Source organism: Longicatena sp., from assembly GCF_982403165.1.
In genome coordinates, this window is record NZ_CEVYEL010000022.1 from 1 (window position 1) to 24,053 (window position 24,053).

Below are 24,053 nucleotides of genomic sequence, written 5' to 3' on the forward strand. Positions count from 1 at the left end.
ATAAGAAACTGTATGCAAGATGGAGTAAGCTTAGTGTAGGTAAGGGAAAAACACCAACATTAAAAAATAGTGCAAAAGGGAAACTAAGTGTGAAATATGGTAAGGTAACCTACGCAAAGGGATATCAGATTACGTATTCCACGAGTTCAAAGTTTACGAAAAGTACAACCAAAAGCTTGTATACCAGTGCCACTTCAAAAACGCTGAGCAATATGAAAATAAAGAAAACGTATTATGTTAAGGTACGGGCCTATCAAACAGATTCTTTAGGCAGCAAAGTTTTTGGTTCCTATAGTACCGTTAGAAAAGTATATATTAAATATTAGTTAAGGAAGGACATCCTTCCTTTTCTTTATAATATTATTTACATGATCACTTCTTTAAGGAAAAAGGAATCGATTACGATGTAACCGATTCCTCATGTATCGTCACTTGTTTTAAGTTTTCTTTTTCAGCATCCAAGCGATGTTTCTTTTCAATTAGCTTATCCATGATATCTTCTGCCATCTCTATTTTTTGTTCATTTAATAGATGATCATCAAAAAATAATTTCATAATTTGATAAGCTTCCCAGTTTACTTTTTCATCCATCAAAAGACGATGATGTCCTTCGTGAAGAATAATGAGCTTTTTACGTTCATGTGGGACTTTATCGTATGCATTTATGGAGCTTTTGATTGAGATAACTTCATCTTCATCACCATGTAGAAATAAGATTGGGCAATCAACCTTTGTAATATACTTTTTAAGGTTTTTAATGAGTTCACTAAAAGCACTATAAAAGGAACGGGGAAGTTGTATTTCTTCTTTTTTATCATTGGTCCATAAAGAAATTGCCGATTTGGTGATCGCATCCGTAATCATATCCATATTTATATAGCTAAATGCCGGCGCAAGTAAAACTAATTTTTTTACAGGTACCATAGCGGCTAAATAAGAAGCTATAACACCGCCCATAGAAAAGCCCACTAGGTAAATATCGCGATTTGTTTTTTTATATTGATCTAGCTGATCTTTTGCACGTTGTACCCAGCACATCCAATCATGATCTTCTTCATCAAATAAATCATACATATCAAACTGGACGATATCATATCCATCTTTTTTACCCCATAAGGCAAGATTATCAAATTCATGTTTACGTCTTCTTCCATAGCCATGAATTGTTAGGATTACAGGCTTTGTTTTTGGGGTTGTTGCTGGATTCTCTTTCTCGAAGTGTTTTTTTAGCCAATCAAACATAACATCCCTCCTTTACTTGTTTAATTATATCATAATTTACTTTTCTTTCTGTGTGAAATTGTCATATAATAAGAGAAGTCTATAAGGAGAATTCATGAAGAAAAAAGCAACGTTACTCATTACAAATCTTGAGAAAATTTATACTATGCAAACAATTAAACAAAAAGATGTTATTTATTCACACGCCTATTTGGCAATGCATCATGATGTCATATTGGAAATCGGTGAGGGAAGCTATACACATCTTTTGGATAAAGATACGCGAATCTTAGAAGGACGCAGTCATTTTGCGATTCCAGCATTTATTGAAACTGATGCAGTTTACCCTGCATGTGATGAATGGAATAAAACCAGAAAGTTGCAAGAATATCGCATGCAGTATATGCAGCATGGGGTCTTAACGATGGCGATGGATAGCCATGCACAATCCTTTCTTGAAATGGATATTGTCCCCAAACAAGCATTGACCTATCCTATTCTATATGGGAATGCTATTATCAAAGCATCAACAAAATATACCAAAAAACGGTTTTGTATTAGTACCAGAGATAACCATTTCATCATGCAGGATCCATTATTGCTGGCACAGTTGCTACATATCAAGCAGGGCATGGATGCCTTATTGCTTTTAAAGGCATTGACATGCTATCCTGCTAAAGCGCTACAATTACCCCATGTTGGTGTATTAAAAAAAGGAAAACAGGCGGATATCTTGATTTGTCATGGTAATTCTTTATCACATCTGTTTCAAGGTTTATATGAGAATCATATAACGCAAATCGTGAAGAAAGGTGTCCGCATCTATCCAAATCTGCTCATATAACACAAAGTTCGACAGTTTTTCAGCTCTTCGTCATATAGTATGTTAGAGAGGTGAAAACAAGTGGAAATCATACAACATGAAAAGGAAAAACAGAATGTGCTTCTGACAGGTGATTATTGTCCTAATCAGGCTCTCATTAATGAATTTCAAACAATCTTTTTTACTTGCAAGGTGACAAAAATTGAATTACCGGGTAAGGAATTAAAAGATTTTGTAGTTGAGGAGCAAGCGCAGTTTCTAATGCTGCATGTCCGCATCAAAAATATAACAAATGAAATATTAAATATGTACAAGGATGACTTTATGATAACTTTTGATGAGGAAGGCCCATTCGAAGCAGAGGATTATTTTGGTGTAAAAAATCAGCTTCCTGATGAATATGCGTTAAAACCAATGGAAGAAATATATGGCTCTTTGATCTTTATCATTTCATCTACAGCCAAAAAAATCATCTTTAGCTATACGGAATATTTTGATGATGAAAGTGAGGGGAAAACGTACAAGCTTAAATATAAAATAGGGTAAGATCCGTCTTAGGGGCGGATTTTATATTACAGAGTTCTTTAAAGCTAGTTGCATTGCATTTACAGCTATAGCAAATCGCTTTTCTTTATTATTTGTGAAAATAAGGTAAATGTTGCTTTGGCTAAGATTTTTCCATAAGCTTTGCTTTCTCTCTGTGCTAGACGATGCTTCTTTTGCTGTTGGATATAAGAAAACTTTCGACAACTAGATAGCTGCTTTTATTATCTTTTTATGTGTCTTTTGTAAACAATGCATAAGGGTGTAAGGATGGCGTTATGCAAAGTACACTTGCTATAAGCTTTTAAAATGTGCTAAACTTTATTTGACGTTTGATAAAGGATACGATGATACTACATCATAGGAGAATGACAGGGGAATAAGACATGGAGAAAGAAGAGCTATTGCAGAAAGCGCGCAAAGAGAATCAGCATGGTGATGAGCGAATAACCTATTTGGATGAGCGTTCCAGTTCATGGAGCTTTCGTGTTATTATGAGTGTGTTGATTGTATATGATGTTGTGGTTTGGCTTATAGGGCCGCCATATACAGATCGCTATTATTATCTTCATAGCTTTGCCCAAATAGGCATGTTTTTATATAATTTGGCGCAATTTTATTACACTCGAAAGAAAAGCAATTTTTTCTTTGTCATTATTTTTGGAGTCAATGCTGTTTACTTCTTATACTGGTTAGTGACAGGAACTTTCCTCTGTGTTGTACGATGAAATAAGAGTGAATCAACATCATTATTGTGTCGTATATGCTTTTGTTGGTATGAGCAAAGTGTCTCGCTATATGGTTTTTCCAATTGAAATAGGTTCGTTTTATCCGAAAGCTATATTGGTGGCAATCTTATGTGTGACAGTAAACAAAACGTTTGAAGAAGCGTTTATTTGGAATAATTCAGAATTTTGTTTTATTTCACTTGACGAATCTAGGAAAATAAAGTAACATTATTCACGTAAACAAAATGACGTAGAAAAGAAGAGTAGACAGTGTATACTTTCTCAGAGAGTTCTCATTTGGTGCAAGAGGATAAAGCGAAGCTGTTGAAAATGGTCTTGGAGTCGCATGGTCGAAGAACGTTTAGGCTATGACGTGTTCGCTCGTTACAGCGATAGAGTATAACTTTCTGTTTGAAGGCGTACTTGATGAGATCTATCTTGCAAAAGATGGGTGAATTTAGGTGGTAACACGATAAGCACAAGCTTTCGTCCTAATGGATGAGAGCTTTTTTTTATAAGAAGGAGGTAGTTGGATGATTCGTTTAGAGCATGTCAGTAAAACATTTGATACCGTTTCCGGTGATGTGCATGCAGTAAAAGAGGTCAATCTGGAAATCCAGGATGGTGAAATCTTTGGCATCATTGGTTTCAGCGGTGCCGGTAAATCGACCTTGGTACGTTGTATCAATCTGTTGGAACGCCCTAGCAACGGCAAAGTTTGGATTGACGACGAGGAATTGACGAAAATGAGTGAAAAGGCATTACGTGAGGTGCGTAAGAAAATCGGTATGATCTTTCAGCATTTTAACTTGATGCGTTCACGTACCGTATATCAAAATATCGCCTTTCCATTAAAGGGGAGTGGCTTATCAAAAGAGGAAATGGATAAGAAAATCACTTCATTATTAGAATTAGTCGATTTAGGCGATAAAAAAGATGCGTATCCATCACAGTTAAGCGGTGGACAGAAACAACGCGTGGCAATTGCCAGGGCCTTGGCAAATGATCCAAAGGTCTTATTATGCGATGAGGCAACCAGTGCCTTAGATCCGCAAACGACGAAGAGCATTTTGAAATTATTAAAACAGGTAAATGAAAAACTGGGGATTACCATCGTTTTGATTACTCATGAAATGGCTGTTATAAAAGAAATTTGCGACCGTGTTGCGGTAATGGAAAAAGGTAAAGTCATAGAAGAAGGAAATATCTTAGAAGTTTTCTGTAAACCACAGGCGAAGGTAACCAAAGATTTCATTGCGACTACAAGCAATATATCCCGTATTTACGAAATGGTAGATGAGGGTAGTGCATTAACAGAATTAAAACCAGGACAGCATCTAGTGAAATTAAATTATGATGCGGTAAATACTTCGAAGGCGTTAATATCCGAAATCTCCCGTGATTTCCATGTGGATACGAATATCATCTTTGGCAATGTAGAAATCATCAAAGACAGCCCATTAGGAGATTTGGTTGTAATCTTTGGTGGCCAAAAAGAAGATATTCAAAATGCAATTGCTTATATGGAAAAACATGATGTGAAAGTTGAGGTGCTGAAAGAATGTTAGAAGTACTAAATGATTTAATTCCAAACATTATGAATAAACTTCCGGAATTCTGGCAAGCCATTCTTGACTTCTTTATCATGTTGGGAATTACCGGTGCTGTATCCTTTATTTTTGGTACATTATTTGGTGTTATTTTAACTGTTACAAGACGTGGTGATATTTTAGAGAATAAAGTGATTTATTTCATTTTGGGAAAAATTATTGATTTGTTTCGTGCGATTCCCTTTGTTATCTTGATTTTCTTCTTAGGGCCAATGACACGCATTATTGCGGGAACGACGATTGGTTTGCGCGGAGCTTTGTTTCCTTTAATGGTAGGAACGATTCCTTTTTTTGCCCGTCAGGTAGAGAGTGCATTGGCTGAAATCGATCGCGGATTAATTGAAGCCAGTCAGGCAATGGGAAGCTCGCCAATGGAAATTATCTTTCGGGTATATTTGAAAGAAAGTATTCCTGGCATTATACGTGCAACAACGATCACCTTGATTTCACTGATTGGTTTGATCACCATGGTCGGTGCTGTCGGCGGTGGTGGCATCGGTGATTTTGCTATTCGCTATGGTTATAATAGTATGCAAAATGATGTGACTTATGTTTGTGTGATTATCTTATTGTTGATTACGACAACGATTCAGGGTGTAGGAAATATCTTAATCCGGAAAACCACCCATTAGAGGTGAAATATGAAACATATATTAAAACAAGGAAGCCGAATCTGTCGAATGTGTTGTACCTGTCAGGCAGGTTTGGATGAAATATAAAAAAATAGAAAGAAAGAGGGAAAAAACAATGAAAAAATTAGTAGCAGGATTCTTAGCTGTTGTCTTACTTGCAGGCTGCGGCGCAAAAAGTGATGATACAGGTAAGGAAGATAAGACATTGCGTATTGGTGCTAGTACAACACCTCATGCAGAAATTATTAAGCATATTCAGCCGGCTTTGGAAAAAGAAGGCTATACGGTGAAAATTACGGAATTCACAGACTATGTAAAACCAAATCAGGCATTAGTAGATGGTGATCTGGATGCAAACTTCTTCCAGCACAAACCATATATGGATGATTGGGCGAAAAAAGCGGGTGCTCAAGATAAGATCACAAGTGTGTTCTCTGTTCACTTTGAACCAATCGGTATTTATTCGGTAAATCATAAATCATTGGATGAAGTGAAAGATGGTATGAAAATTTCAGTACCTAACGATCCTACCAATGGTGGACGTGCTTTAAAATTATTAGCGGATAATAACATCATCACTTTGAAGGATGGAAAAGGTGTAGATGCAACAAAGAGCGATATCGCCAAATATAATGTTAAAGTCGAAATTATCGAGATGCAGGCAGAAACATGTGCAGCCAGCATTCAAGATGTTGACTATGCCGTTGTTAATGGGAATAATGCTTTAAATGCCAAAATCAGTGAAAATGTTCTTACAACCGAATCAAAAGACAGTGAGGCTGCAAAAACATATGGCAATATCATCGCTGTACAAACAGCACATAAAGATGATGAGAAAATTAAAGCATTGATCAATGCCTTAAATACAGAAGATGTGAAAAACTATATTGACGAAACATATCATGGGATTGTCGTGCCTTTAGTTCCGACAAAATAGGCTGAAAAAGTGTCCATTACGGATGCTTTTTTTTCTTAAGAGCCGTCTGCCATTATTAGGAAAAGCTAAGGGAATTGTTGTAAAGGCATGAGAAAGAGTGGTTTTTTTCACCAAAAAACAGTATAATAAATAAAAACATGAACAGGAGGAGATCGTATGGATAAAGAAAAAGGGTTTATTCGCAGAAACAAATTTTTTGTATTACTGCTGAGTGTCTTATTGCTAATCATCCTATCTTTAACGATCTATATCCTAACCCAGAAATTAGTAGAGAAAAACAATACACCGATTGATGTACCGACACAAGAAGAACCTACGCAAGAAGATGCTATGATTACCGAATTTTTAGGAACCTATAATCGCATGGATGATCAAATTCATTTCCATTGGAGCTATTCTGCAGGAAAAACTGAAATCGAAAGTGTTCATTTGTATCATTCAAAGGATAATCCCATTGATGTATCTTCCTATAGCTCTTGGACTTTACCAAGAGATAGCTATGGCTTAACGACAGGGGATAATGATTTTACCTTGATCATTACACAGGCAAATGGTAAGGAAATCAAAAAGACAATAAATGTATTTGTGAAATATGTCGTTCGTTTTGATCAACAGGTGAAGCAGGAAGAGGGACGTACTAGAGTAACACTAACATATCAATATCAAAAGGAACATCCGGTTAAGGTGCCCAAATTGATCATGTTGGATGATACGATTAATTATAATCGTATGGATTATATTGATACGAAATATAAAGAAGAAAATGGAATGATTATCGCGAAAACAACATATGAATTCCAATGGTATGAATATCCAGTCGAGTATCAGCAATTTTCCATCCGCTGGGCTTTTGAGGATATTAATGACAGTGTTGATTTTACATTAGAAAAGGGAAACGCAACGCAGGCAAATCCTAATGAAAATTAAATGGTTCGTGATAAAATGACCGCGTTTCCTCAGCTTTTTACAATGCGTAGTTCACAAAGATGTGTGAGAGGATCTTTCGCCATCTTTTTTCAATTTTTTATAGAAGGGTCAAACGATGTAAGCTGGTAGCAAATAGAAAGAGGAATACCTATTTGCATATAATATCAAAATGCTATCAAATAGAATATGAGAATAGGGCATCTTGATTTACTAGACGAAAATAATGCGAAGAAATAAAAGGAAACGGGGTATCACAATGAAAATATTACATACGGCGGATTGGCATCTGGGCATTGATTTGCATAAGGTATCTTTACTGGAAGATCAAAAATATGCTTTATGGCAAATAAAGAAAATCGTTATGGAAGAAGATGTGGATGTAATCGTAATTGCTGGAGATGTGTACGATACGACCTTGGCAAGCAAAGAAGCGATTGAACTTTATAATCGTTGTATGAGCATGTTATGCTTAGAATTACAAAAGCAGGTCATAGTAATTGCCGGTAACCATGATTCGGCTGTTCGCCTGGCTACCTGTGCAGAATTGTTGGCACCTATGGGACTGCATATTTATGGCAAGTTGGAAGAGAAGGTCAAAGGATTACGGATCAAAGATACAATGTTTTATCCAATTCCTTATTTACATCCTGCACAGGTAGCTCAAGTGTATGAACAACCATGTGCAACACAAGAAGAGGCTTTTCGTATTATTTGTGAAGATATTCATCTGCATAAGGAGAAAAATTTATGCCATGTTGCAATAGCGCATGCTTTTATTGCGGGCTCCAGTGTATGTGAAAGTGATCGATTTGCTCGTGTAGGAGGCAGTGATCTGGTGCCTGCCACACTATTTGAAGAATTTGATTATGTAGCTTTGGGACATCTTCATCGTCCTCAAAAGGTTGGGGAACATGTATATTACAGTGGATCATTATTGCCGTATTCTTTTTCAGAAGCTGAACAGCAGAAACAGGTGCTACTATATGATACATGCAATCAAAAGGTATATGCACGTACCATAGAACCTTTACATCCCCTTTATGTTCTAAAAGGCAGCTTATCATATCTGCAACAGCTAAGACAAGTTGATGACGGATATCCACAGGGCTATGTAAAATTGCAATTGTTAGATGTGTGTGTATCGTATGAAATGCTGACTTATTTTCAGGAACATTATCCAGGACTTTTACAGTTGAGTGGGAAAAATGAGCAGATAAAGAGTAAAATTTCATTGGATGTTGAGCAACTAGATGGATTAAATGATGTCAATATCGTGAAACGCTACTTTCAAGACATGTTTCAGGAAACTCTTTGTGATGAAGATATTCAGCTCTTGCAAGAGGGTCTGTCTATGCTTGAGGAGGTGTAGGGAATGCTGCCAAAACGATTGGAAGTACAGGCATTTGGTCCATATGTAAAGAAACAGCAAATTGATTTTACACAATTTATGAAGGATCGCCTATTTCTTTTGGAAGGAGAAACCGGAAGTGGCAAGACGATGTTGTTAGATGCCATGACATATGCCTTATATGGAAAGAGCAGCGGTGGACAGCGGGAAGATCTGGAAAGTATGCGTTCTCGCTTTGCTTCTGAGCAAATGCCTACGATTGTTGATTTTACGTTTACGATCAAGGAGAAGGAATATCGATTTTTTCGAAGTGTTGAAGTTCGCACCAAACGAAATAAAGAAAAGGCATATAAAGTGAATGTCGATGCTGGTGAAATGATCGATGGTTGCTTTCATCCTTTCTTTGAGAATCCTAAATTGCGTAGTGTCGAAGAAAAGGCACAAGAACTGATTGGTTTATCCTATTTACAATTTGTGCAGGTGATGCTTTTGCCACAAGGAAAATTTGAACAATTTTTAACAAGTCGTAGTGAAGAGAAGCAAGATATCCTGAAAACATTATTTCAGATGGAACGCTGGAGCTCTATAAATGGATGGCTTACAGATAAACTGAATCAGAAACGGAATGCCTTAGATCTTTTAAAACAGCAAATGGCAGCGGATTTACGTTCTTTAAATGAAGAAAGCATGCAAGCAGCACAGCAAACCTATGCTTCGCTCACGGAACAGATTGTACAGGACAATGAACAAAAAAACGCACTTTTACAGCAACAGGAAAACGTTCAAGCAGATCTTCTACAGCAGAAAGAATATCATCGTTGGAAAGAAGACTATAAGCTGAAACAACAACAATGTGAAAAAGAGAAGCAACAAGAAGGGCAAATGAAGCAACAAAAAGAGCAGGTACTGCGTTGGAAGCAGATGCAGCAACTGCGGCATATGTATCAGGAAATGCAGCGCTTGCAAAAAGCGAAGGAATTACGTAAAGCACAATATATACAGGCAAAGGACAGAAAACAGAAAGCTAGCCAGCAATATGCTTGTTTGGATGAGCAAAATAAAAGCATTCAGGGCTATGAAGAACAAATACAGACTGCAAGAGAACAATTGCTACAGTGCGAAGAGCAACTGCGGTTGTTAAAAACCTTTGATAAGCAAAAACAACAAAGTGAACAGCTGGCAACAGCATACCAGGCAATACATAAACAGAATATCGAATGGAAGCAAAAGAATATGGCATTACAAAAGACACAGCAGTTGTTGCAGCAAGAAATACAAGCGTTTGAGCAAGAAGCAAAGCAACATGAACAACTCAAAGCAGATTGGCAGTATTACGTGCTAGCAGAAAAACGTTATCAAAAACAAACAGCGTTACAAGAACAGATGAACAAGCAGAAACAGGCATGGATGAATGCGCAATCTGCGTATCAGCAACAACAGGAAACTTTAAAAAAACGGCAGCAGCAACATGATGCATTGTATCAGCAATTTTTAGAACACAGTGCTTTACAGTTGGCAGAAAGCTTGCAGGAAGGAAAGCCATGTCCTGTCTGTGGTTCTTTTCATCATCCAAAACCATATGTAGCACAAAAAGCCGCCGTTGATTTGCTTACGCTTCGCTCTTTGAAACAACAGTTGGAAGAAGGAAAGCAAAAGGAAGAACAACTGTATCGTTTAGAAGAAAAGCAACAAGCTGCCTATGCCTTGTTAAAGAAACAGCTTAAGGATATCCAAACGCAGATACAGGAATTATTACAAAAACCGTTCCTTTTGGAAGAATATCACCAGATCAAAAAGCAGTATAGAGAGCTAATTAAAGCAGAAGAAAGGCAGAGCCAAAGGCGGCAAAAGTTACAAGTATTACAATCCAGTGCTTTGCAAAGACAAGAACAATTGGAAGCTTCCCTTTTACAAGAGCAGACAAAGCAACAAAACTATCTAATGGCCAAAGCAGAAGTAGCTGCCTTACAAAAGCGACTTCCACAACAAGATTTAAAGCAGTTGCAGACACAATATGAACAACAGCAAAAGAGTCTGAAATACTTACAAGAGCAAAAGAATCTACAGCTTCAGCAAAGGGAAGCAAGCATCATTGAATACAATAAGGCTATTGAACATTATCAGACCAGCGAACAGGAATATAGACAGGCGCAGCAACAGTTACAGCAACAACAAGAACAACTGGAAGAAGAAGTTATCAAACAACAGGTCAAGATAGTGGAACTGGAAACAATGCCATCTGATACGGATATTGAAAACAATGCAAGTGAGGTTGAACGTTATTTCTTGAACCTTACTCATTTAGAAAAAGAAATACGAAAACAAGAAGAATACTTGGCTAAGATCATATGGCTTGATCTAGATAAACTTGTTGCACAAGATGCTAAACTTAAGGAAGAACTGTTGCAAATACAGGAACGCTTAGCGCAAAGACAAAGTGAACAAAAGATCTATGCGCGCACTTTGTCTGCATTACAAAATCAAATGAAAGAATTAGCAATTATTGAACCAGATTATCTTCGCATGCAGCACTTTGTAAAAGCTATGCGCGGAGATCAAGGCATTGGCATAGAACGCTATGTCTTAGGGGTATTATTAGATAACATCACCACCCAAGCCAATAAGCTGTTAGCCCATATCCATGAAGGTCGCTATCAGATTTTTCGCAATGATGATACAACTGGAAGAAGTCGCAAATATGGCTTAGAGCTATCTATTTTTGACACCTATTCCATGGAACCACGAAATGTGGTATCCTTAAGTGGAGGAGAAAAATTCTTAGTATCCTTAGCCATGTCCTTAGCACTATCCATGGTCGTACAAGCAAGGAATGGCGGAATCCGTTTTGATTGTATGTTTATTGATGAAGGTTTCGGTACTCTGGATGAGCATAGCATAGCGGACGCATTGGCTATCTTGCAGACAATGACACAAGGCAAAGGCATGATTGGTATCATTTCCCATGTGGAAATTTTAAAGGAAAATATTCAGGCAGGTATCGCTGTTGTTAAAACCAGAGAAGGCAGTTATATCCAAATACGAAAGGGAGCATAAATATGTATGATAAATTAAAAAGGGTTATAGAAGAAAATAAACATATCGTCTTTTTTGGTGGAGCTGGTGTATCCACAGAAAGTAATATCCCCGATTTCCGTTCACAAAGTGGTATATATAGCAAAAAAACATATCCTTATCCTGCGGAAACAATGATATCTCATGATTTCTTTTATGAGCATACAGAAGCTTTTTATGATTTTTACTTTCATGAGATGGTCTATCCGAATGCGCAGCCAAATCCAGCACATCTCGCTTTAGCAAAATTAGAAGCATTGGGGAAATTAGATGCTGTGATTACCCAAAATATTGATGGACTTCATCAAAAAGCAGGCAGTAAAAAAGTGTTAGAACTTCATGGCAGCATACATCGTAATCGCTGTCAGAGTTGTCATAGTTTTTTTACATTGGAGGATATGCTGAAGCAAAAAGATGGCATTCCTAAATGCCCGAACTGTCATCATACCATCAAACCAGAAGTAGTGTTGTATGGTGAATCACTAGATATGCAAGTAATGGAGGAAGCTGTGACAGCGATTGCCAATGCAGATGTGATGATTATCGGTGGTACCTCTTTAGTTGTCTATCCGGCTGCGGGGTTATTGCGTTATTTTCGAGGTAAGACCTTGGTGCTGTTAAATAAAGCGGTAACAGCAATGGATGATCAAGCAGATATCGTAATTCATGATCCAATTGGCGAGGTGTTGCAGGAAGTAGTGCTCCATAATACGAAGCTTGTTGATTGATGCAAATGGATCGAAGAGAAAAGAAAAACCTCTTTATGGTAGAATCAAATAGGAAGCATTTCACAATAGGACATGACATTGCGCTTGTCCTTTTTTCTTAAACGCATCGATTTCCTTGTACAAATTGTAAAAGTATACAACAGTATCCGCAATTTTCAGAATTATTAATAGCTTTCTTGCAATCAGCTATTGAGAAACGTTTGTACATCCTTTATAATAAATAAGATTCCTGTCTTATTCAAAAGAATTATCTATATGAGACAAACAGGATACTGGAAGATAACGCATGAAATAGCGTAAAGAGGTGTTAACAATGTGTGGATTTACGGGTTATTACGGTTTTGGTAATTACGATCGAAAACAGATATTAGATGCGATGGGTGAATGTATTGCTCATCGTGGCCCTGATAGTGATGGAACATTTTTAGATGATCATGTAGCATTGGGATTTCGTCGTTTAAGTATTATCGATTTAGAAGGAGGCTCTCAGCCTATTCACAGTGAGGATGGCAGACATGTCATCGTATTCAATGGAGAAATTTACAATTATCAGGATATTCGCAAAGAACTGATTGAAAAACATGGCTGTACATTCGCGACACATAGCGATACAGAGGTTATCTTACAGGCATATAAAACCTATGGTGAAGATGCCGTAAAGATGTTAAGAGGTATGTTCGCCTTTGTGATTTATGATAAGGAAACACATACGATGTTTGGCGCACGCGATCAATTTGGCATTAAACCATTTTACTATGCTAAGATGAACGACACCTTATTATTTGGTTCAGAAATTAAATCTTTCTTACCTCATCCAGCTTTTCACAAAGCGGTGAATAAAGATGCTTTAAAAATGTATTTGATTTTTCAATACAATCCATTAGAAGAAACAATGTTCAAAGATGTCTATAAATTAGAACCAGGTACATGTTTTACCTATGATGGCAGTGACTTTAAGGTGAAACGCTATTTTACCTTTGCCTTTGAGGAAACGTCAAGATCATTAGAAGAAACGGTAGAGTGCATTCATCAAAGTGTCAAGGATTCTGTTGCTTATCATAAGATAGCTGATGTTGAGGTAGGTTCTTTCTTATCCGGCGGTGTAGATTCTAGCTATATTGCATCTGTTTTACGTCCGGATAAAACATATTCTGTTGGTTTTGAAGTACAAGGGTTTGATGAAACGACCCATGCTAGAGATTTATGTGAGACACTACATCTGAAAAACAAGAAAAAAACATTAACTTCAAAAGATTTCTTCGATGCTTTACCAAAGGTGCAATATTATTCAGATGAACCTCATGCCAATTTATCGGCTGTACCTTTATTCTATTTATCTGAAATGGCTGTGGAGGATCTGAAAGTTGTACAAAGTGGTGAAGGTGCCGATGAGTTGTTTGGCGGATATGATGCTTATAAAGAAAACAAAAATGATGAACTTTATAAAAAAATCGTACCTGCTGCATTACGCAAAAAGTTAGGGCATTGGGCAAAAGGCAGAGCTGAAAAACGAGGTATGGGCTTTTTACAACGCAATGCTACTTCTTTGGAGGATTCTTATATCGGGCAGGCATTTATTATGGATAATGAAGATGCGGATGAGGTCATGGCAGATGGTTATAAAACAGCTTTATGCTATCAGGATGTTACACGACCTTACTTTGAACGTGTAAAAGAACAAGATGACCTACATAAGAAAATGTATTTAGATATGCACTTATGGTTGCCTCATGACATCTTATTAAAAGCCGATAAGATGACGATGGCACATTCCTTGGAACTGCGTGTTCCTTTCTTAGATAAAGAAGTTTGGAACTTAGCAAAATCGCTGGAAAGTGAATATTGTATAAAAGGCGAAGAAAGCAAACGTGCGTTCCGTATGGCGGCTATGAAAAATATACCAAGTGATTGGGGCAAACGTAAAAAGATGGGCTTTCCTGTTCCATTGCGTGTATGGCTGCGAGAAGAAGCGTATTATGCAAAAGTGAAAACGATGTTTGAAAAACCATATGCGGCAGAGTTCTTCAACCAGAAGTTAATCTTACAATGGCTTGAAGATCATAAAAATAATTTAGGAAATTATCAGCGTAAGATTTATACAGTCTATTCTTTCTTATTATGGTATGAGCAGTATTTTGTTTTACATTAAGGCGCAGTGAAGACCGGTTTAACCGGTCTTTTGTGATGCAACTCAAGGTTGATAACTTGGATGAAAAAGTAAGGTGTAAGCGAAGATCCCAACCGTTTTAAAGAAAACACCAGGAATGGACTTTACGATTCCATTCCTGTCTTTATAAAAAAATTAAAAAAACTATTTACAAATAAAAAGGGATAAGATATAATATAACTCGCCTGATGAAAGAAATCATGGCGGATGTGGTGAAGTGGTTAACACAGCGGGTTGTGGTCCCGTCATGCGTGGGTTCGATCCCCATCGTCCGCCCCATATAAGAACAGGTAACCGGCATCGCCGGTTTTTTTATGCGCGGACGATGGGGATAAACGGTACGTGTCGTAAAAATAAGAAAGAAGAAATGACGTAGCTCAAAGAGGCTGCCCTTGAAAACATTGTAATTCTTAATTCTGTATTGTGATTTTAAAGTAAAATTGCTATAATTGCACGTAAGGAGTGATTCCATGAAAAAGATAGCATTAATGTGTGATTCCAGCGCAGATATCACCAAAGAACAAGCAAAAGAGCTGGATATTCATGTCATCCGCATGCCGATCAGCATGAACGGAAAAGAATTTATTGAAGAAGAGACAATATTTGACAAAGATATCATTCAGGCATTAAAGAATGGTGATCAGGTAAAAACAGCACAGCCCATCATCGGAGATCTTACGCGGATGTGGGATGACTTATTGCAAACATACGATGAAGTATTTTATTTACCTTTATCAAAAGCACTAAGCGGAACTTGCCATGTTGCTATCGGACTGGCTGATGCATATGAAGGAAGAGTCATAGTAGTAGATAGTGAATATGTTTGTTATCCTGTTGTCAAAATGTTGCAAACGGCCCGTAAGATGTTTGAAAAGGGATATACAAGCTTACAAGTAAAAGAAAAACTGGAGAAGGAAGGCAGCCTATTTGCCGTTTTGATCCCAGAAAATTTGACGACATTAAAGAATGGCGGCCGAATTTCGCCAGCTGCTGCAGCGTTAGCAGGTTTATTAAAAATTCAACCATTGCTAAAGGTTGAACATGGGGCAATTGATTTAGTAGATAAAGTACGTACCTTGAAAAAAGCATACAAAGAGGGAATTGCTTATGTTATAAAGGACATTGATCCGGCAGAATATGATTGGATGATCATTGATGCTGATAATCGTGAGGTAAGCAATGAATTAAAGCTTCAATTGGAAGAGGTAATTCATCAACCGGTAGAACAGCAAGTGTTTAAAGCGGTTATTATGTCTCATGCCGGACCTGGCACGATTGGTTTTGGACGCATTAAAAAGATACGGTATTAGCATATGATAGATGCACATGTATCTTTACAGGGATCCTACAGCAAAGCGTTGTTGATGGAATATAGCAAGGTAGCACAAAAGAAACACATTGATGAGCTTTATGTGTTAGAGCCAACCTATAAGTTTCAAGAATGTGAATTGTTGTATCAGGAAATACGGGCAACTTATCCATGTCAGAATCAATGGTATAATAATATAACCAAATGCTCTATTTGTGAATATCAAAATTTTATTGATGAAATGAAGCAAGAGGAGTTCCCAATAGCAATAAAATTCGGTCTATGTGTCAGTTATCTGCCGCAACACGAACGTTTTCTTGAGCAGTTGAAGCAAGCGTATCCATATGATGTTTTTGTCGGCAATATTGAATTTATTGATAATGTTGCTTTTTCATGGAATGAATCTTATGAGATGATGTGGAATAAGTATAATGCTAATTTCTTATATCGTCGCTATTATGAAACTATGAACGCCTTGTTAACAAGTCAATTATTTGATGGGGTTGCAGGGTTTGATGCGATTAAGATTTGTCAGATAAAACCAAGTTTTTCTATGGATCATACATTTCATAAATTAGCGAAAATATTAAAAGAGAAAGCTATTTATGTTGAACATGATACAATCATGGCTTATCGGTATCAACATGGGGATGATGGCTTGCAAGCGGACTTTTTACAAGTGTGCAAGGCGCTGGGAGTTAGAGTTTTACGGGCAAGTAATGCCAGCGTTCCTGAAGAGGTAGGAATGGGATTTTAAGATAATATGAAGGCTGTGATAACGGATGTTCTCCGCTGTCACAGCCTTTTGTTTTATTGAATCAATTGAATCAGTTCTTCACCGTTAGCTAATAATGCTTTTTCCAACTCTTGATTTTCCTTTTTCACGATCCATACACCATCATTTTGTTGTAAGGAAATAGTAACAGTTTGCTCTTTTTCTTCTTTACTATCACGAATATAAGTATATAACGTGGTAAGTATTTCTTGTTGGGCTTTTTGATCAGAAAAGTTCTTATCTTTACTGAGCTTTTCCACTTTCTTCTCTGCTTCTTTCATCCCTTTTTTTACAGCATTACGAATATCTTTTGTTTTTAAGATTATAGCGACTTGTGCATTTTTATCCTTTATGGTTTCCTTTTTTATCGTGAATTGAAATCCATACATCGTATCATGTGCAGCTTTTTGCAATTCGTGATCAATGCCATCTATATAATCCTCATCTTGCATCTGTAAAGATTTCATGCTTGCCAGATTCCATTGAGAAGATGTTTTTAAAGCTGTTTCATCCTGCTTTTGGATTGCTGTCAGAAATTGTTTGGTTACATCAGTTGGTGTCGGTTGTTTTTCTTTTTCACTGCAGCCTGCGCATACCATAAGCATAGCTACGATGATTGCCATCCATCGAAATCGTTTCAAATTATCGCCTCCAATGCAGCTTATTTTAACATTGAATGAAAGAAAAGACAAATTATGTTAATTTGCTTGTCACATTTTTGAGATCTTCTTCCAATTTTTCATACTCACCCGCATAATTATGCCCAATCAAAAATAATTTATAATATGCTTTATATTGCTCGAAATAACGTTTTAGATAAGATGGCTGTTTCACGATGCGTACCTCGTTATAAGCAATATGTGCATGATCAAGAAATTTTATGAAAGAAACATATTTCCTCATGTTCATCACCAGTTTCATTTTAACGAAAAGATAGGGAAAAGTCTACTATTTCTAAGGCTTTGTTGAAAAGATGGAACATATCATACGGAAAGCAGATCATTCAGAAGGAAAAAAGTATTTCCTTTGTGCCGAAGCATAGAAAACGTGGTAAAATAAAAGTAATAAAAAATATCCAAAGGAGATGTATTACTATGTTGAATTTTAGTGATGATGTAAAGAAAGTATTTCTTGCCGGAATCGGTGCAGCTGCTACAACAGCAGAAAAAGCAAAAGAATTAGTAGATCAGCTAGTTAAAAAAGGTGAATTGACTGTAGAGCAGGGAAAAGTGTTAAATGAAGAACTAAAACATGCGGTCAAAGAAAAGCTAAGTACTCCTGTAGATGCAGAAGGTATTAAGAAAGATCTGGAAAAGGTGAGCAAGGAAGAACTTGCGGCAATTAAAGAAAAGATTGAAGAATTGCAAGCAAAGAGTGATGAAGAAGACAAATAATAAGAGTCTAAGCAGTAAACGCCGACTTGCTCAAATCATTAGTATCCTAAAAAAGCATCAGATTACGAAAGGTGTCGATCCAATAAAATTTCGTGAAATTTTAGAAGATCTAGGCCCTACCTTTGTCAAAATCGGACAGATCATGTCAGCAAGGCAGGATATGTTTTCAGAGCGATATTGCGTAGAACTTATCAAACTACGAGATAATGTTGCTCCCATGGATATGGAAACGGTACGTAATGTCATCGAAGAAGAATATGGGATGGATCTAGAAGATGTTTTTATAGACTTTGATGTACAGCCTTTAGGTAGTGCTTCAATCGCTCAGGTTCATAAAGCCAAACTGAAGGATGGACGAGACATTGTTGCTAAGATACAGCGCCCCAACATCTATGCGACCATGGAACGTGATATTTCATTAGTGCGAAGAGCTAGTAAACTTTTACATCTCAATGAAATATTAGGCAGTGTAGTAGACATTAATATCGTTTTAGATGAATTTTGGCATACTGCCAAAGAGGAGATGGATTTTCTTAACGAAGCTAAATTTGCCAAACGTTTTACTGCCCTTAATGAGGACATTCAATATATTGGTGCTCCTAAGATAGAAGAGGAATACAGCACGAGCCGTGTTTTAGTCATGGAATATATTAATGGCTTACAAATCGATGAATTTGAGGTTTTGGAAAAAGAAGGCTATGACCGTAAAGAAATCGCGATTAAGTTAGCAGAAAACTATATCAAACAGATTGTAGATGATGGATTTTTTCATGCTGATCCACATCCGGGCAATTTGCGTATTCGGGATGGTAAGATTGTCTGGATTGATTTTGGCATGATGGGCATGCTTAGCAAGCAAGATAAAGATTTAATGAAAAACGCCGTCATGGCGATTGGCAATAATGATACCCAGAAACTAGTGGATGTCGTTTTGGCTTTAGGTATCCATGATGCTAAAATTGATCATGCCTTGTTTTATGATGATATGGAAAGCTTTATGCGCCGTTATCTACAAATGGAATTGGCAGAAATCAATCTTGGTGTAGCGATACAGGAAATCTTTACGATTGCACATAAGCATAAAATATCGATGCCAAAAGGTATTAGCATGCTCGCAAGAGGGCTAGTCACGATAGAAAGCACTATGGTAATCGTAGATCCAAGTATTAACATTATTTCTATAGCGGCAAATCATGTGGCAGGAAAGATGGTAAAAAAGTGGGACCTAAAAAAAGAACTGACCAAAAATGGCAAACAATTGTATGATGCAACTACTTATGGCATGCGATTGCCGATTCAGTTATATGAAGTCATGCAAATGGTTATGAAAGGACGTTTAAAAATTAATCTAGATGTCATGGGCAGTGATGTACCAATGACTGCTATTAATCATATGGTGAATAAGCTGACTGTTGGTATTGTCAGTGCTGGGTTGTTAATGGCTAGTTCATTACTGTGTACTACACAGATGACCCCAAAAGTATTTGGCATTCCGGCATTAGGTTTCATCGGATATATTACAGCTATTGGTTTAGGCTGTTGGCTGTTATTTGCGGTGATGAAAGAGCATCGTAAACGAAAACGCTGAAGTAAAAAAAGCCCCTATTACCTTACGGTAGTAGGGGCTGATAATTTCCATGGCGGAGCGCATGAGATTCGAACTCACGGTAGCTTTCACTACGCCACCTTTCCAAGATGGTGCCTTAAACCACTCGGCCAACGCTCCAAGGTTACTTTTATTATTTTACTTATTTTCAAATAAATGTCAATAAGAATTTACTACTTTCTACGATATGTCTTGTAAGGAATAACCTTTATAAAAAATTGTTGGTGAAATATGTGCGCAATTTTTACGTTTTTTGCATGATTGCGTCGTATATGTATACGGAAGGGATTCTTTGTCTGTTTCTGTCGTATCGGCATTTTCTCATGCACAAAACACATATACAAGGGTAGGAGGGTAAGGCATATGGAGAATAAACGATTAATTGTGTTTTTTGCAGTATTGTTTTCAATAGTATTTTCCATCGTATACTATGCACTGTTTACAACACTGTCCGATGCAGAAGCACAAAAACGGACATTATATATGGTGCAGGTGGGGTTATACAAACAGCAAGACAGTATTGACGATATGCAACAAAAGCTGAAAAAGGAAGGCATATCATCTTATGTTTGGAAACAAGGAAAGACAACGGCGGTTGTTTGTGGTGTTGATGTTGATGAGAAACAAACAAAGAAGGTAGAGTCTGTGTTGAAAAAGAAGAAGTACAACTATATTCAAAAAAGTGTAACCATTACGGATGCGAAGTTGGCTACCCTAATTGATAAAAAAGAATATGGTGAAGTACTGGAAAGGATCAAAGATGAAAGTTAAAGAATTAAAAGAAGAAGAGCGGCCACGTGAAAAGGCGATTCAGTATGGAGTAAACGCTTTGAGTAACCGAGAATTAATAGCATTATTGCTCAGAAGCGGTACGCAATCGCTAAGTGCTTTAGAATTGGCAGATAAGGTGTTAGCATTAAAAGCAACACTTGGAGAACTGGGAAATGCCAGTATACAAGAGCTTATGTGTATCAAAGGCATTAAAAAAGCAAAAGCCATTGAATTGAATGCCGCTTTTGAATTGTGCCGACGCATTGCTTTTGATAAAGTGATGCATAAGGAACAAATTGAAGAACCACAGGATATTTTGGAATGGTTGAATCAGGAAATCGGCTATGCTAAACAAGAACATTTTTTAGTGTTGTTTCTTGATCAGAGAAATCATGTCTTATGTTATCGTACTATGTTTATGGGCACATTAACTTCTGCAAGTGTCCATCCACGAGAAATCTTTAAAGAGGCGATGCAACAAGGCTGTGCAAAGATTATTTGCGTTCACAATCATCCATCTGGCGATGCAACACCAAGTGATGCTGATATCACATTAACAAAGGCTATTCAAGAGGCTGGGAAAATGGTAGCGATTCCATTGATTGATCATATTATCGTTGCACGGAATACGTACATAAGTTTTCGACAAAAACGACTTATGGATTGAACTATTTCATTTTACCCTTTATAATGGAGAGGTACGAAATAGGTGATAAGATGTCAAAATTTAATCGACTTCAGAAAATAGTAATCGGAATCATCCTGGCCTTTGTGGCATTGGGTGTTCTTTTGAAAAGCATGAGTGGTACGCTAACAAGCAATTTAGGCTATGATGGCATCAGTATGCTGAAATATGCGCTGATCGATCATCCGGTAATGACCGCAAAAGATTGGCTGCAAGATTTGGCAAATTTGTGGAGCGTGAAGGAAGAAAATGATTTACTACGCTATGAACTTAGCCAAAATCCTTCTTACAAGGCAAAATATGATGACGAACGCCGTAAGAACACAGAACTAGAAGCGGCTTTGAAACTGCAAAAGAGCGAAGATAAATATACCATGACATGGGCACATGTGATTTCCCGTGATCAGGCAAGTTGGAATAATCTTATTACCATCGATATTGGAAAAAGAGATGGTGTTAAGGAAGGCATGGCAGTCGAATCGGTAAATGGTATGATCGGCAAGGTTGCCAGTGTGTCAAATCATACCAGTGTCGTGAAGTTGTTAACGAGTGAAGACAAGACGACGACAGCTTCCATTAAGATCAATATTGATAAGAAGACAAGTGTTGATGGCGTATTGCAAAGTTATGATATCAAGCGTGGCATGTATGTCATATATTTATATGATGATACGGATAAAGTGAAGGAAGGCATGCAGGTCATTACAAGTGGCATGGGTGGAGGATATCCTAGCGGCTTGTTGATTGGTAATGTCGATTCTATTCAAGCTTTAAGTAATCAAAGTGGACAGACTATTTATGTACGTCCGGTTGATGATTTTCAAGAATTCACGTTGGTGCGTGTAATTACAGGCGCAAAGGGGGAGAAGTGATATGACACATCTTCTCTTTGTTGTTTTCTGTTTTCTAATCGATGAAGTTTTGATGATTTTATTTCCCAACTCTTATTTGGTAGATACATTGATGTTTATTCCAAACTTGGGTTTTTGTGCAATGATTCTCACTGTTCGCAAGTTTAATCTGATAGACACCTGTTTGTTTGCCTTTGGCTGTGGAATGATCTATGATTTCTGTTTTGCGAATACATTTCTGATTTATGCAATTGTTTATACTCTGGTTGCCTGCCTGCTACATCTTTGGAGCAAGCATATGACCGATACCTTAATAGAATCGTTAATTCTAGCAATTGTGACAATTTTCGTCAAAGACCTTTTGATATACTTCTACATGAGCTTTCAGCGAATGACAGAAATGTCTTTGACACTTTGGGCAGAACGCTATGAATTATTGACCCTACTTGCGAATGCTATCTTAGCGATGGTCATTGTTTATTTGATCAAAATCAAAGACGATTATCTGGAAATGAAAGCCCGTCGGATACGAAAAGGGGAAAAGGTCGAATGGTTCAGATTAAAATCAAAGGAATAAATAAGGATTATCATGTGTTTGTCGAATTTGACGATTTTGATGCATGCTTACAAGAATTACATCATAGACTGCTGCAATGTAGTATTTTCCATACATCTGCGCTTGCAGTCTTTTTTCATTTGCCAAAGATCAATGATGCGCAATTTCTTGCTATTTTGCAAGTTTGTGAACAATGTCATATCATCATGAAAGGCTGCAATGTAGAAACAGAAAAACCGCGAATCAAGATTTTGCAGAAAACGTTAGGGAATGGAGAGCATTATCACTTTCATGAGCCAATCCTTTTATTAGGCACCATTGAACAGCAGGCTTATGTTGTGAGCGAAGCTTCTTTGTATGTGTTAGGAAATATGTATGGGAGTGTGGACCTTTTGCATGCCCATTGTCAATTATACGTTTCAGCTATGCAAGGGAATGTGCGCATCTGTGACAGTCGCTTTCAAAATCTGACATCTTTTTCACCAGCAGAGGTTTATTATGAGCATTGCACAGTGAAACTGAAACAACTAAAGGAGGAGAGAATGTGGGAGAGGCAATTGCAATAACTTCCGGAAAAGGCGGTGTAGGGAAAAGTAGTACCGTCATAAACATCGCAACATTATTAGCTCAAAGAGGCTTTACGGTTTGTATGATTGATATGGATCTGGGATTGAAAAATCTAGATATCATGCTTGGTTTAGAACATCGGGTCATTTTTGATTTAAAGGATGTGTTAGATGGGCGCTGTACGTTGGCAAAAGCCATCATCAAGGATAAACGGGAAGAGAATTTATATTTGTTGCCTGCCTGTAAGACTATCCATATTGATCAATTTCCAAAACATGAGTTGCCTCATATCGTTGAGGCGTTGAAGCAGAAATTTGATTTTGTGCTCTTAGATGCTCCGGCTGGAATTGAAAGTGGCTTTTTACAGGCCATTGCCTGTGTCAAAAAGACAATTGTTGTCACAACATTAGATGTCACAGCATTGCAGGATGCTGATCGTGTCATTGGTATTCTAATGAAAGAAGGAATGGAAGAAATTTCTTTTATCGTGAATCGCATGCAGCCAAGACTTATTGAAAAAGGCATCTGTATAACATTAGAAGAAGCAAAGTCATGGCTAGCAGTGGATTTTTTAGGATATGTGTTTGAAGATGAGGAAATGATACGTGCAAACAATCATGGAACACCTTTAACAAGACGAAAGGATAGCCAATTATACAGTTGTTTTCACTGTATCGTAAAGCGTTTGTTAGGCGAAACCAGCGCTTTGCCAAAATATCGTTCCAAAACAATATTGGCAAAACTGTTTGGATAATGGCGAACTTCCTAGTTTTTTTACGATGTTCATGATAAAATAACAAATA

The 24,053-nt window shown here is 37.2% G+C and carries 24 protein-coding genes, 2 tRNA genes, 1 pseudogene and 1 other annotated feature; of the genes and pseudogenes, 23 read left to right on the forward strand and 4 right to left on the reverse strand.

Annotated elements, in window-relative coordinates; genetic code table 11:
- Nucleotides 1-326, forward strand: a pseudogene (locus AC1VS3_RS06440) (hypothetical protein); the annotation flags it as partial.
- Nucleotides 327-399: 73 nt separating this feature from the next.
- Here the strand turns inward: AC1VS3_RS06440 and AC1VS3_RS06445 are convergent.
- Nucleotides 400-1,242, reverse strand: coding sequence for an alpha/beta hydrolase (locus AC1VS3_RS06445; protein ID WP_008687887.1), 843 nt, complete (start codon nucleotides 1,240-1,242; stop codon nucleotides 400-402).
- A 94-nt stretch (nucleotides 1,243-1,336) separates the two neighbouring features.
- Here AC1VS3_RS06445 and AC1VS3_RS06450 point away from each other — a divergent pair, with 94 nt between their 5' ends.
- From AC1VS3_RS06450 to AC1VS3_RS06515, 14 genes are all read left to right on the forward strand, one after another.
- Complete coding sequence (locus AC1VS3_RS06450) at nucleotides 1,337-2,065, forward strand: amidohydrolase family protein (RefSeq protein ID WP_008687890.1); 729 nt, start codon at nucleotides 1,337-1,339, stop codon at nucleotides 2,063-2,065.
- 60 nt (nucleotides 2,066-2,125) lie between these two features.
- Nucleotides 2,126-2,590, forward strand: coding sequence for a hypothetical protein (locus tag AC1VS3_RS06455; RefSeq protein ID WP_008687893.1), 465 nt, complete (start codon nucleotides 2,126-2,128; stop codon nucleotides 2,588-2,590).
- A 383-nt stretch (nucleotides 2,591-2,973) separates the two neighbouring features.
- Nucleotides 2,974-3,315: a DUF6442 family protein gene (locus AC1VS3_RS06460; protein WP_008687895.1), complete on the forward strand. Its 342-nt coding sequence runs from the start codon at nucleotides 2,974-2,976 to the stop codon at nucleotides 3,313-3,315.
- A gap of 242 nt (nucleotides 3,316-3,557) precedes the next feature.
- Nucleotides 3,558-3,812: a binding site (T-box leader), on the forward strand.
- A 36-nt stretch (nucleotides 3,813-3,848) separates the two neighbouring features.
- Nucleotides 3,849-4,883 carry a methionine ABC transporter ATP-binding protein gene (locus AC1VS3_RS06465; RefSeq protein WP_008687897.1) on the forward strand — a complete coding sequence of 345 codons (1,035 nt, stop codon included), beginning with the start codon at nucleotides 3,849-3,851 and terminating at the stop codon, nucleotides 4,881-4,883.
- Nucleotides 4,877-5,557: a methionine ABC transporter permease gene (locus AC1VS3_RS06470; protein ID WP_008687898.1), complete on the forward strand. Its 681-nt coding sequence runs from the start codon at nucleotides 4,877-4,879 to the stop codon at nucleotides 5,555-5,557. The genes AC1VS3_RS06465 and AC1VS3_RS06470 overlap by 7 nt, the downstream gene beginning before the upstream one ends.
- Before the next feature lie 115 nt (nucleotides 5,558-5,672).
- Complete coding sequence (locus tag AC1VS3_RS06475) at nucleotides 5,673-6,494, forward strand: MetQ/NlpA family ABC transporter substrate-binding protein (protein WP_008687899.1); 822 nt, start codon at nucleotides 5,673-5,675, stop codon at nucleotides 6,492-6,494.
- A gap of 156 nt (nucleotides 6,495-6,650) precedes the next feature.
- Nucleotides 6,651-7,421 (forward strand): hypothetical protein, encoded by a 771-nt coding sequence (locus tag AC1VS3_RS06480; RefSeq protein ID WP_008687900.1) that lies wholly within the window; start codon nucleotides 6,651-6,653, stop codon nucleotides 7,419-7,421.
- A gap of 256 nt (nucleotides 7,422-7,677) precedes the next feature.
- Nucleotides 7,678-8,790, forward strand: a complete 1,113-nt coding sequence (locus AC1VS3_RS06485) for a metallophosphoesterase family protein (RefSeq protein ID WP_008687901.1) — start codon at nucleotides 7,678-7,680, stop codon at nucleotides 8,788-8,790.
- A gap of 3 nt (nucleotides 8,791-8,793) precedes the next feature.
- Nucleotides 8,794-11,823 carry an SbcC/MukB-like Walker B domain-containing protein gene (locus AC1VS3_RS06490; protein ID WP_119983639.1) on the forward strand — a complete coding sequence of 1,010 codons (3,030 nt, stop codon included), beginning with the start codon at nucleotides 8,794-8,796 and terminating at the stop codon, nucleotides 11,821-11,823.
- Nucleotides 11,824-11,825: 2 nt separating this feature from the next.
- Nucleotides 11,826-12,569, forward strand: coding sequence for an NAD-dependent protein deacylase (locus AC1VS3_RS06495; RefSeq protein ID WP_008687904.1), 744 nt, complete (start codon nucleotides 11,826-11,828; stop codon nucleotides 12,567-12,569).
- 313 nt (nucleotides 12,570-12,882) lie between these two features.
- On the forward strand, nucleotides 12,883-14,718 hold the full coding sequence (gene asnB / locus AC1VS3_RS06500) for an asparagine synthase (glutamine-hydrolyzing) (protein WP_008687905.1): 1,836 nt from the start codon (nucleotides 12,883-12,885) through the stop codon (nucleotides 14,716-14,718).
- A 221-nt stretch (nucleotides 14,719-14,939) separates the two neighbouring features.
- Nucleotides 14,940-15,015 (forward strand) — tRNA-His (locus AC1VS3_RS06505).
- A 191-nt stretch (nucleotides 15,016-15,206) separates the two neighbouring features.
- Nucleotides 15,207-16,046, forward strand: a complete 840-nt coding sequence (locus AC1VS3_RS06510) for a DegV family protein (protein ID WP_008687907.1) — start codon at nucleotides 15,207-15,209, stop codon at nucleotides 16,044-16,046.
- Between the two features lie 3 nt (nucleotides 16,047-16,049).
- Nucleotides 16,050-16,802 (forward strand): PHP domain-containing protein, encoded by a 753-nt coding sequence (locus tag AC1VS3_RS06515; RefSeq protein ID WP_008687909.1) that lies wholly within the window; start codon nucleotides 16,050-16,052, stop codon nucleotides 16,800-16,802.
- A 53-nt stretch (nucleotides 16,803-16,855) separates the two neighbouring features.
- Here the strand turns inward: AC1VS3_RS06515 and AC1VS3_RS06520 are convergent, their stop codons facing one another.
- Together AC1VS3_RS06520 and AC1VS3_RS06525 are read right to left on the reverse strand one after the other, a co-directional pair.
- Nucleotides 16,856-17,461 (reverse strand): hypothetical protein, encoded by a 606-nt coding sequence (locus tag AC1VS3_RS06520; protein WP_008687911.1) that lies wholly within the window; start codon nucleotides 17,459-17,461, stop codon nucleotides 16,856-16,858.
- 52 nt (nucleotides 17,462-17,513) lie between these two features.
- The gene (locus AC1VS3_RS06525; protein ID WP_008687912.1) at nucleotides 17,514-17,729 is read right to left on the reverse strand and encodes a hypothetical protein; all 216 of its coding nucleotides are present in this window, start codon (nucleotides 17,727-17,729) and stop codon (nucleotides 17,514-17,516) included.
- Nucleotides 17,730-17,914: 185 nt separating this feature from the next.
- On the opposite strand from AC1VS3_RS06525, the gene AC1VS3_RS06530 reads away from it, so the two are divergent.
- Together AC1VS3_RS06530 and AC1VS3_RS06535 are read left to right on the forward strand one after the other, a co-directional pair.
- On the forward strand, nucleotides 17,915-18,214 hold the full coding sequence (locus AC1VS3_RS06530) for a phasin family protein (RefSeq protein WP_008687914.1): 300 nt from the start codon (nucleotides 17,915-17,917) through the stop codon (nucleotides 18,212-18,214).
- Nucleotides 18,198-19,802 carry an ABC1 kinase family protein gene (locus AC1VS3_RS06535; protein ID WP_008687916.1) on the forward strand — a complete coding sequence of 535 codons (1,605 nt, stop codon included), beginning with the start codon at nucleotides 18,198-18,200 and terminating at the stop codon, nucleotides 19,800-19,802. Before AC1VS3_RS06530 ends, AC1VS3_RS06535 begins: the two co-directional genes overlap by 17 nt.
- A gap of 50 nt (nucleotides 19,803-19,852) precedes the next feature.
- On the opposite strand, the gene AC1VS3_RS06540 is transcribed toward AC1VS3_RS06535, so the two are convergent.
- Nucleotides 19,853-19,940 (reverse strand) — tRNA-Ser (locus AC1VS3_RS06540).
- Nucleotides 19,941-20,183: 243 nt separating this feature from the next.
- Here AC1VS3_RS06540 and AC1VS3_RS06545 point away from each other — a divergent pair.
- From AC1VS3_RS06545 to minD, 6 genes are read left to right on the forward strand one after another with little or no spacing between them, the layout of a single operon-like run.
- Nucleotides 20,184-20,591: an SPOR domain-containing protein gene (locus tag AC1VS3_RS06545; RefSeq protein ID WP_008687918.1), complete on the forward strand. Its 408-nt coding sequence runs from the start codon at nucleotides 20,184-20,186 to the stop codon at nucleotides 20,589-20,591.
- A complete protein-coding gene (radC, locus tag AC1VS3_RS06550; protein ID WP_008687920.1) occupies nucleotides 20,581-21,258 on the forward strand; it encodes a RadC family protein in 678 nt (225 codons plus the stop codon). The genes AC1VS3_RS06545 and radC overlap by 11 nt, the downstream gene beginning before the upstream one ends.
- A gap of 50 nt (nucleotides 21,259-21,308) precedes the next feature.
- Nucleotides 21,309-22,148, forward strand: a complete 840-nt coding sequence (gene mreC / locus AC1VS3_RS06555) for a rod shape-determining protein MreC (RefSeq protein ID WP_008687921.1) — start codon at nucleotides 21,309-21,311, stop codon at nucleotides 22,146-22,148.
- A 1-nt stretch (nucleotide 22,149) separates the two neighbouring features.
- A complete protein-coding gene (locus AC1VS3_RS06560) occupies nucleotides 22,150-22,704 on the forward strand; it encodes a hypothetical protein (RefSeq protein WP_008687923.1) in 555 nt (184 codons plus the stop codon).
- Nucleotides 22,677-23,249 carry a hypothetical protein gene (locus AC1VS3_RS06565; RefSeq protein ID WP_008687924.1) on the forward strand — a complete coding sequence of 191 codons (573 nt, stop codon included), beginning with the start codon at nucleotides 22,677-22,679 and terminating at the stop codon, nucleotides 23,247-23,249. Before AC1VS3_RS06560 ends, AC1VS3_RS06565 begins: the two co-directional genes overlap by 28 nt.
- Nucleotides 23,228-24,004, forward strand: a complete 777-nt coding sequence (minD, locus tag AC1VS3_RS06570; protein WP_008687926.1) for a septum site-determining protein MinD — start codon at nucleotides 23,228-23,230, stop codon at nucleotides 24,002-24,004. The genes AC1VS3_RS06565 and minD overlap by 22 nt, the downstream gene beginning before the upstream one ends.
- Nucleotides 24,005-24,053: the final 49 nt, after the last annotated feature.

Bases quoted from the DNA above. Each gene is read 5' to 3' on its own strand.
- AC1VS3_RS06445 (WP_008687887.1), bottom strand. From the start codon at position 1,242: ATGTTTGATTGGCTAAAAAAACACTTCGAGAAAGAGAATCCAGCAACA.
- AC1VS3_RS06450 (WP_008687890.1), top strand. From the start codon at position 1,337: ATGAAGAAAAAAGCAACGTTACTCATTACAAATCTTGAGAAAATTTAT.
- AC1VS3_RS06460 (WP_008687895.1), top strand. From the start codon at position 2,974: ATGGAGAAAGAAGAGCTATTGCAGAAAGCGCGCAAAGAGAATCAGCAT.
- AC1VS3_RS06465 (WP_008687897.1), top strand. From the start codon at position 3,849: ATGATTCGTTTAGAGCATGTCAGTAAAACATTTGATACCGTTTCCGGT.
- AC1VS3_RS06470 (WP_008687898.1), top strand. From the start codon at position 4,877: ATGTTAGAAGTACTAAATGATTTAATTCCAAACATTATGAATAAACTT.
- AC1VS3_RS06475 (WP_008687899.1), top strand. From the start codon at position 5,673: ATGAAAAAATTAGTAGCAGGATTCTTAGCTGTTGTCTTACTTGCAGGC.
- AC1VS3_RS06480 (WP_008687900.1), top strand. From the start codon at position 6,651: ATGGATAAAGAAAAAGGGTTTATTCGCAGAAACAAATTTTTTGTATTA.
- AC1VS3_RS06485 (WP_008687901.1), top strand. From the start codon at position 7,678: ATGAAAATATTACATACGGCGGATTGGCATCTGGGCATTGATTTGCAT.
- AC1VS3_RS06490 (WP_119983639.1), top strand. From the start codon at position 8,794: ATGCTGCCAAAACGATTGGAAGTACAGGCATTTGGTCCATATGTAAAG.
- AC1VS3_RS06495 (WP_008687904.1), top strand. From the start codon at position 11,826: ATGTATGATAAATTAAAAAGGGTTATAGAAGAAAATAAACATATCGTC.
- asnB (WP_008687905.1), top strand. From the start codon at position 12,883: ATGTGTGGATTTACGGGTTATTACGGTTTTGGTAATTACGATCGAAAA.
- AC1VS3_RS06510 (WP_008687907.1), top strand. From the start codon at position 15,207: ATGAAAAAGATAGCATTAATGTGTGATTCCAGCGCAGATATCACCAAA.
- AC1VS3_RS06515 (WP_008687909.1), top strand. From the start codon at position 16,050: ATGATAGATGCACATGTATCTTTACAGGGATCCTACAGCAAAGCGTTG.
- AC1VS3_RS06525 (WP_008687912.1), bottom strand. From the start codon at position 17,729: ATGAACATGAGGAAATATGTTTCTTTCATAAAATTTCTTGATCATGCA.
- AC1VS3_RS06530 (WP_008687914.1), top strand. From the start codon at position 17,915: ATGTTGAATTTTAGTGATGATGTAAAGAAAGTATTTCTTGCCGGAATC.
- AC1VS3_RS06535 (WP_008687916.1), top strand. From the start codon at position 18,198: ATGAAGAAGACAAATAATAAGAGTCTAAGCAGTAAACGCCGACTTGCT.
- AC1VS3_RS06545 (WP_008687918.1), top strand. From the start codon at position 20,184: ATGGAGAATAAACGATTAATTGTGTTTTTTGCAGTATTGTTTTCAATA.
- radC (WP_008687920.1), top strand. From the start codon at position 20,581: ATGAAAGTTAAAGAATTAAAAGAAGAAGAGCGGCCACGTGAAAAGGCG.
- mreC (WP_008687921.1), top strand. From the start codon at position 21,309: ATGTCAAAATTTAATCGACTTCAGAAAATAGTAATCGGAATCATCCTG.
- AC1VS3_RS06560 (WP_008687923.1), top strand. From the start codon at position 22,150: ATGACACATCTTCTCTTTGTTGTTTTCTGTTTTCTAATCGATGAAGTT.
- AC1VS3_RS06565 (WP_008687924.1), top strand. From the start codon at position 22,677: ATGGTTCAGATTAAAATCAAAGGAATAAATAAGGATTATCATGTGTTT.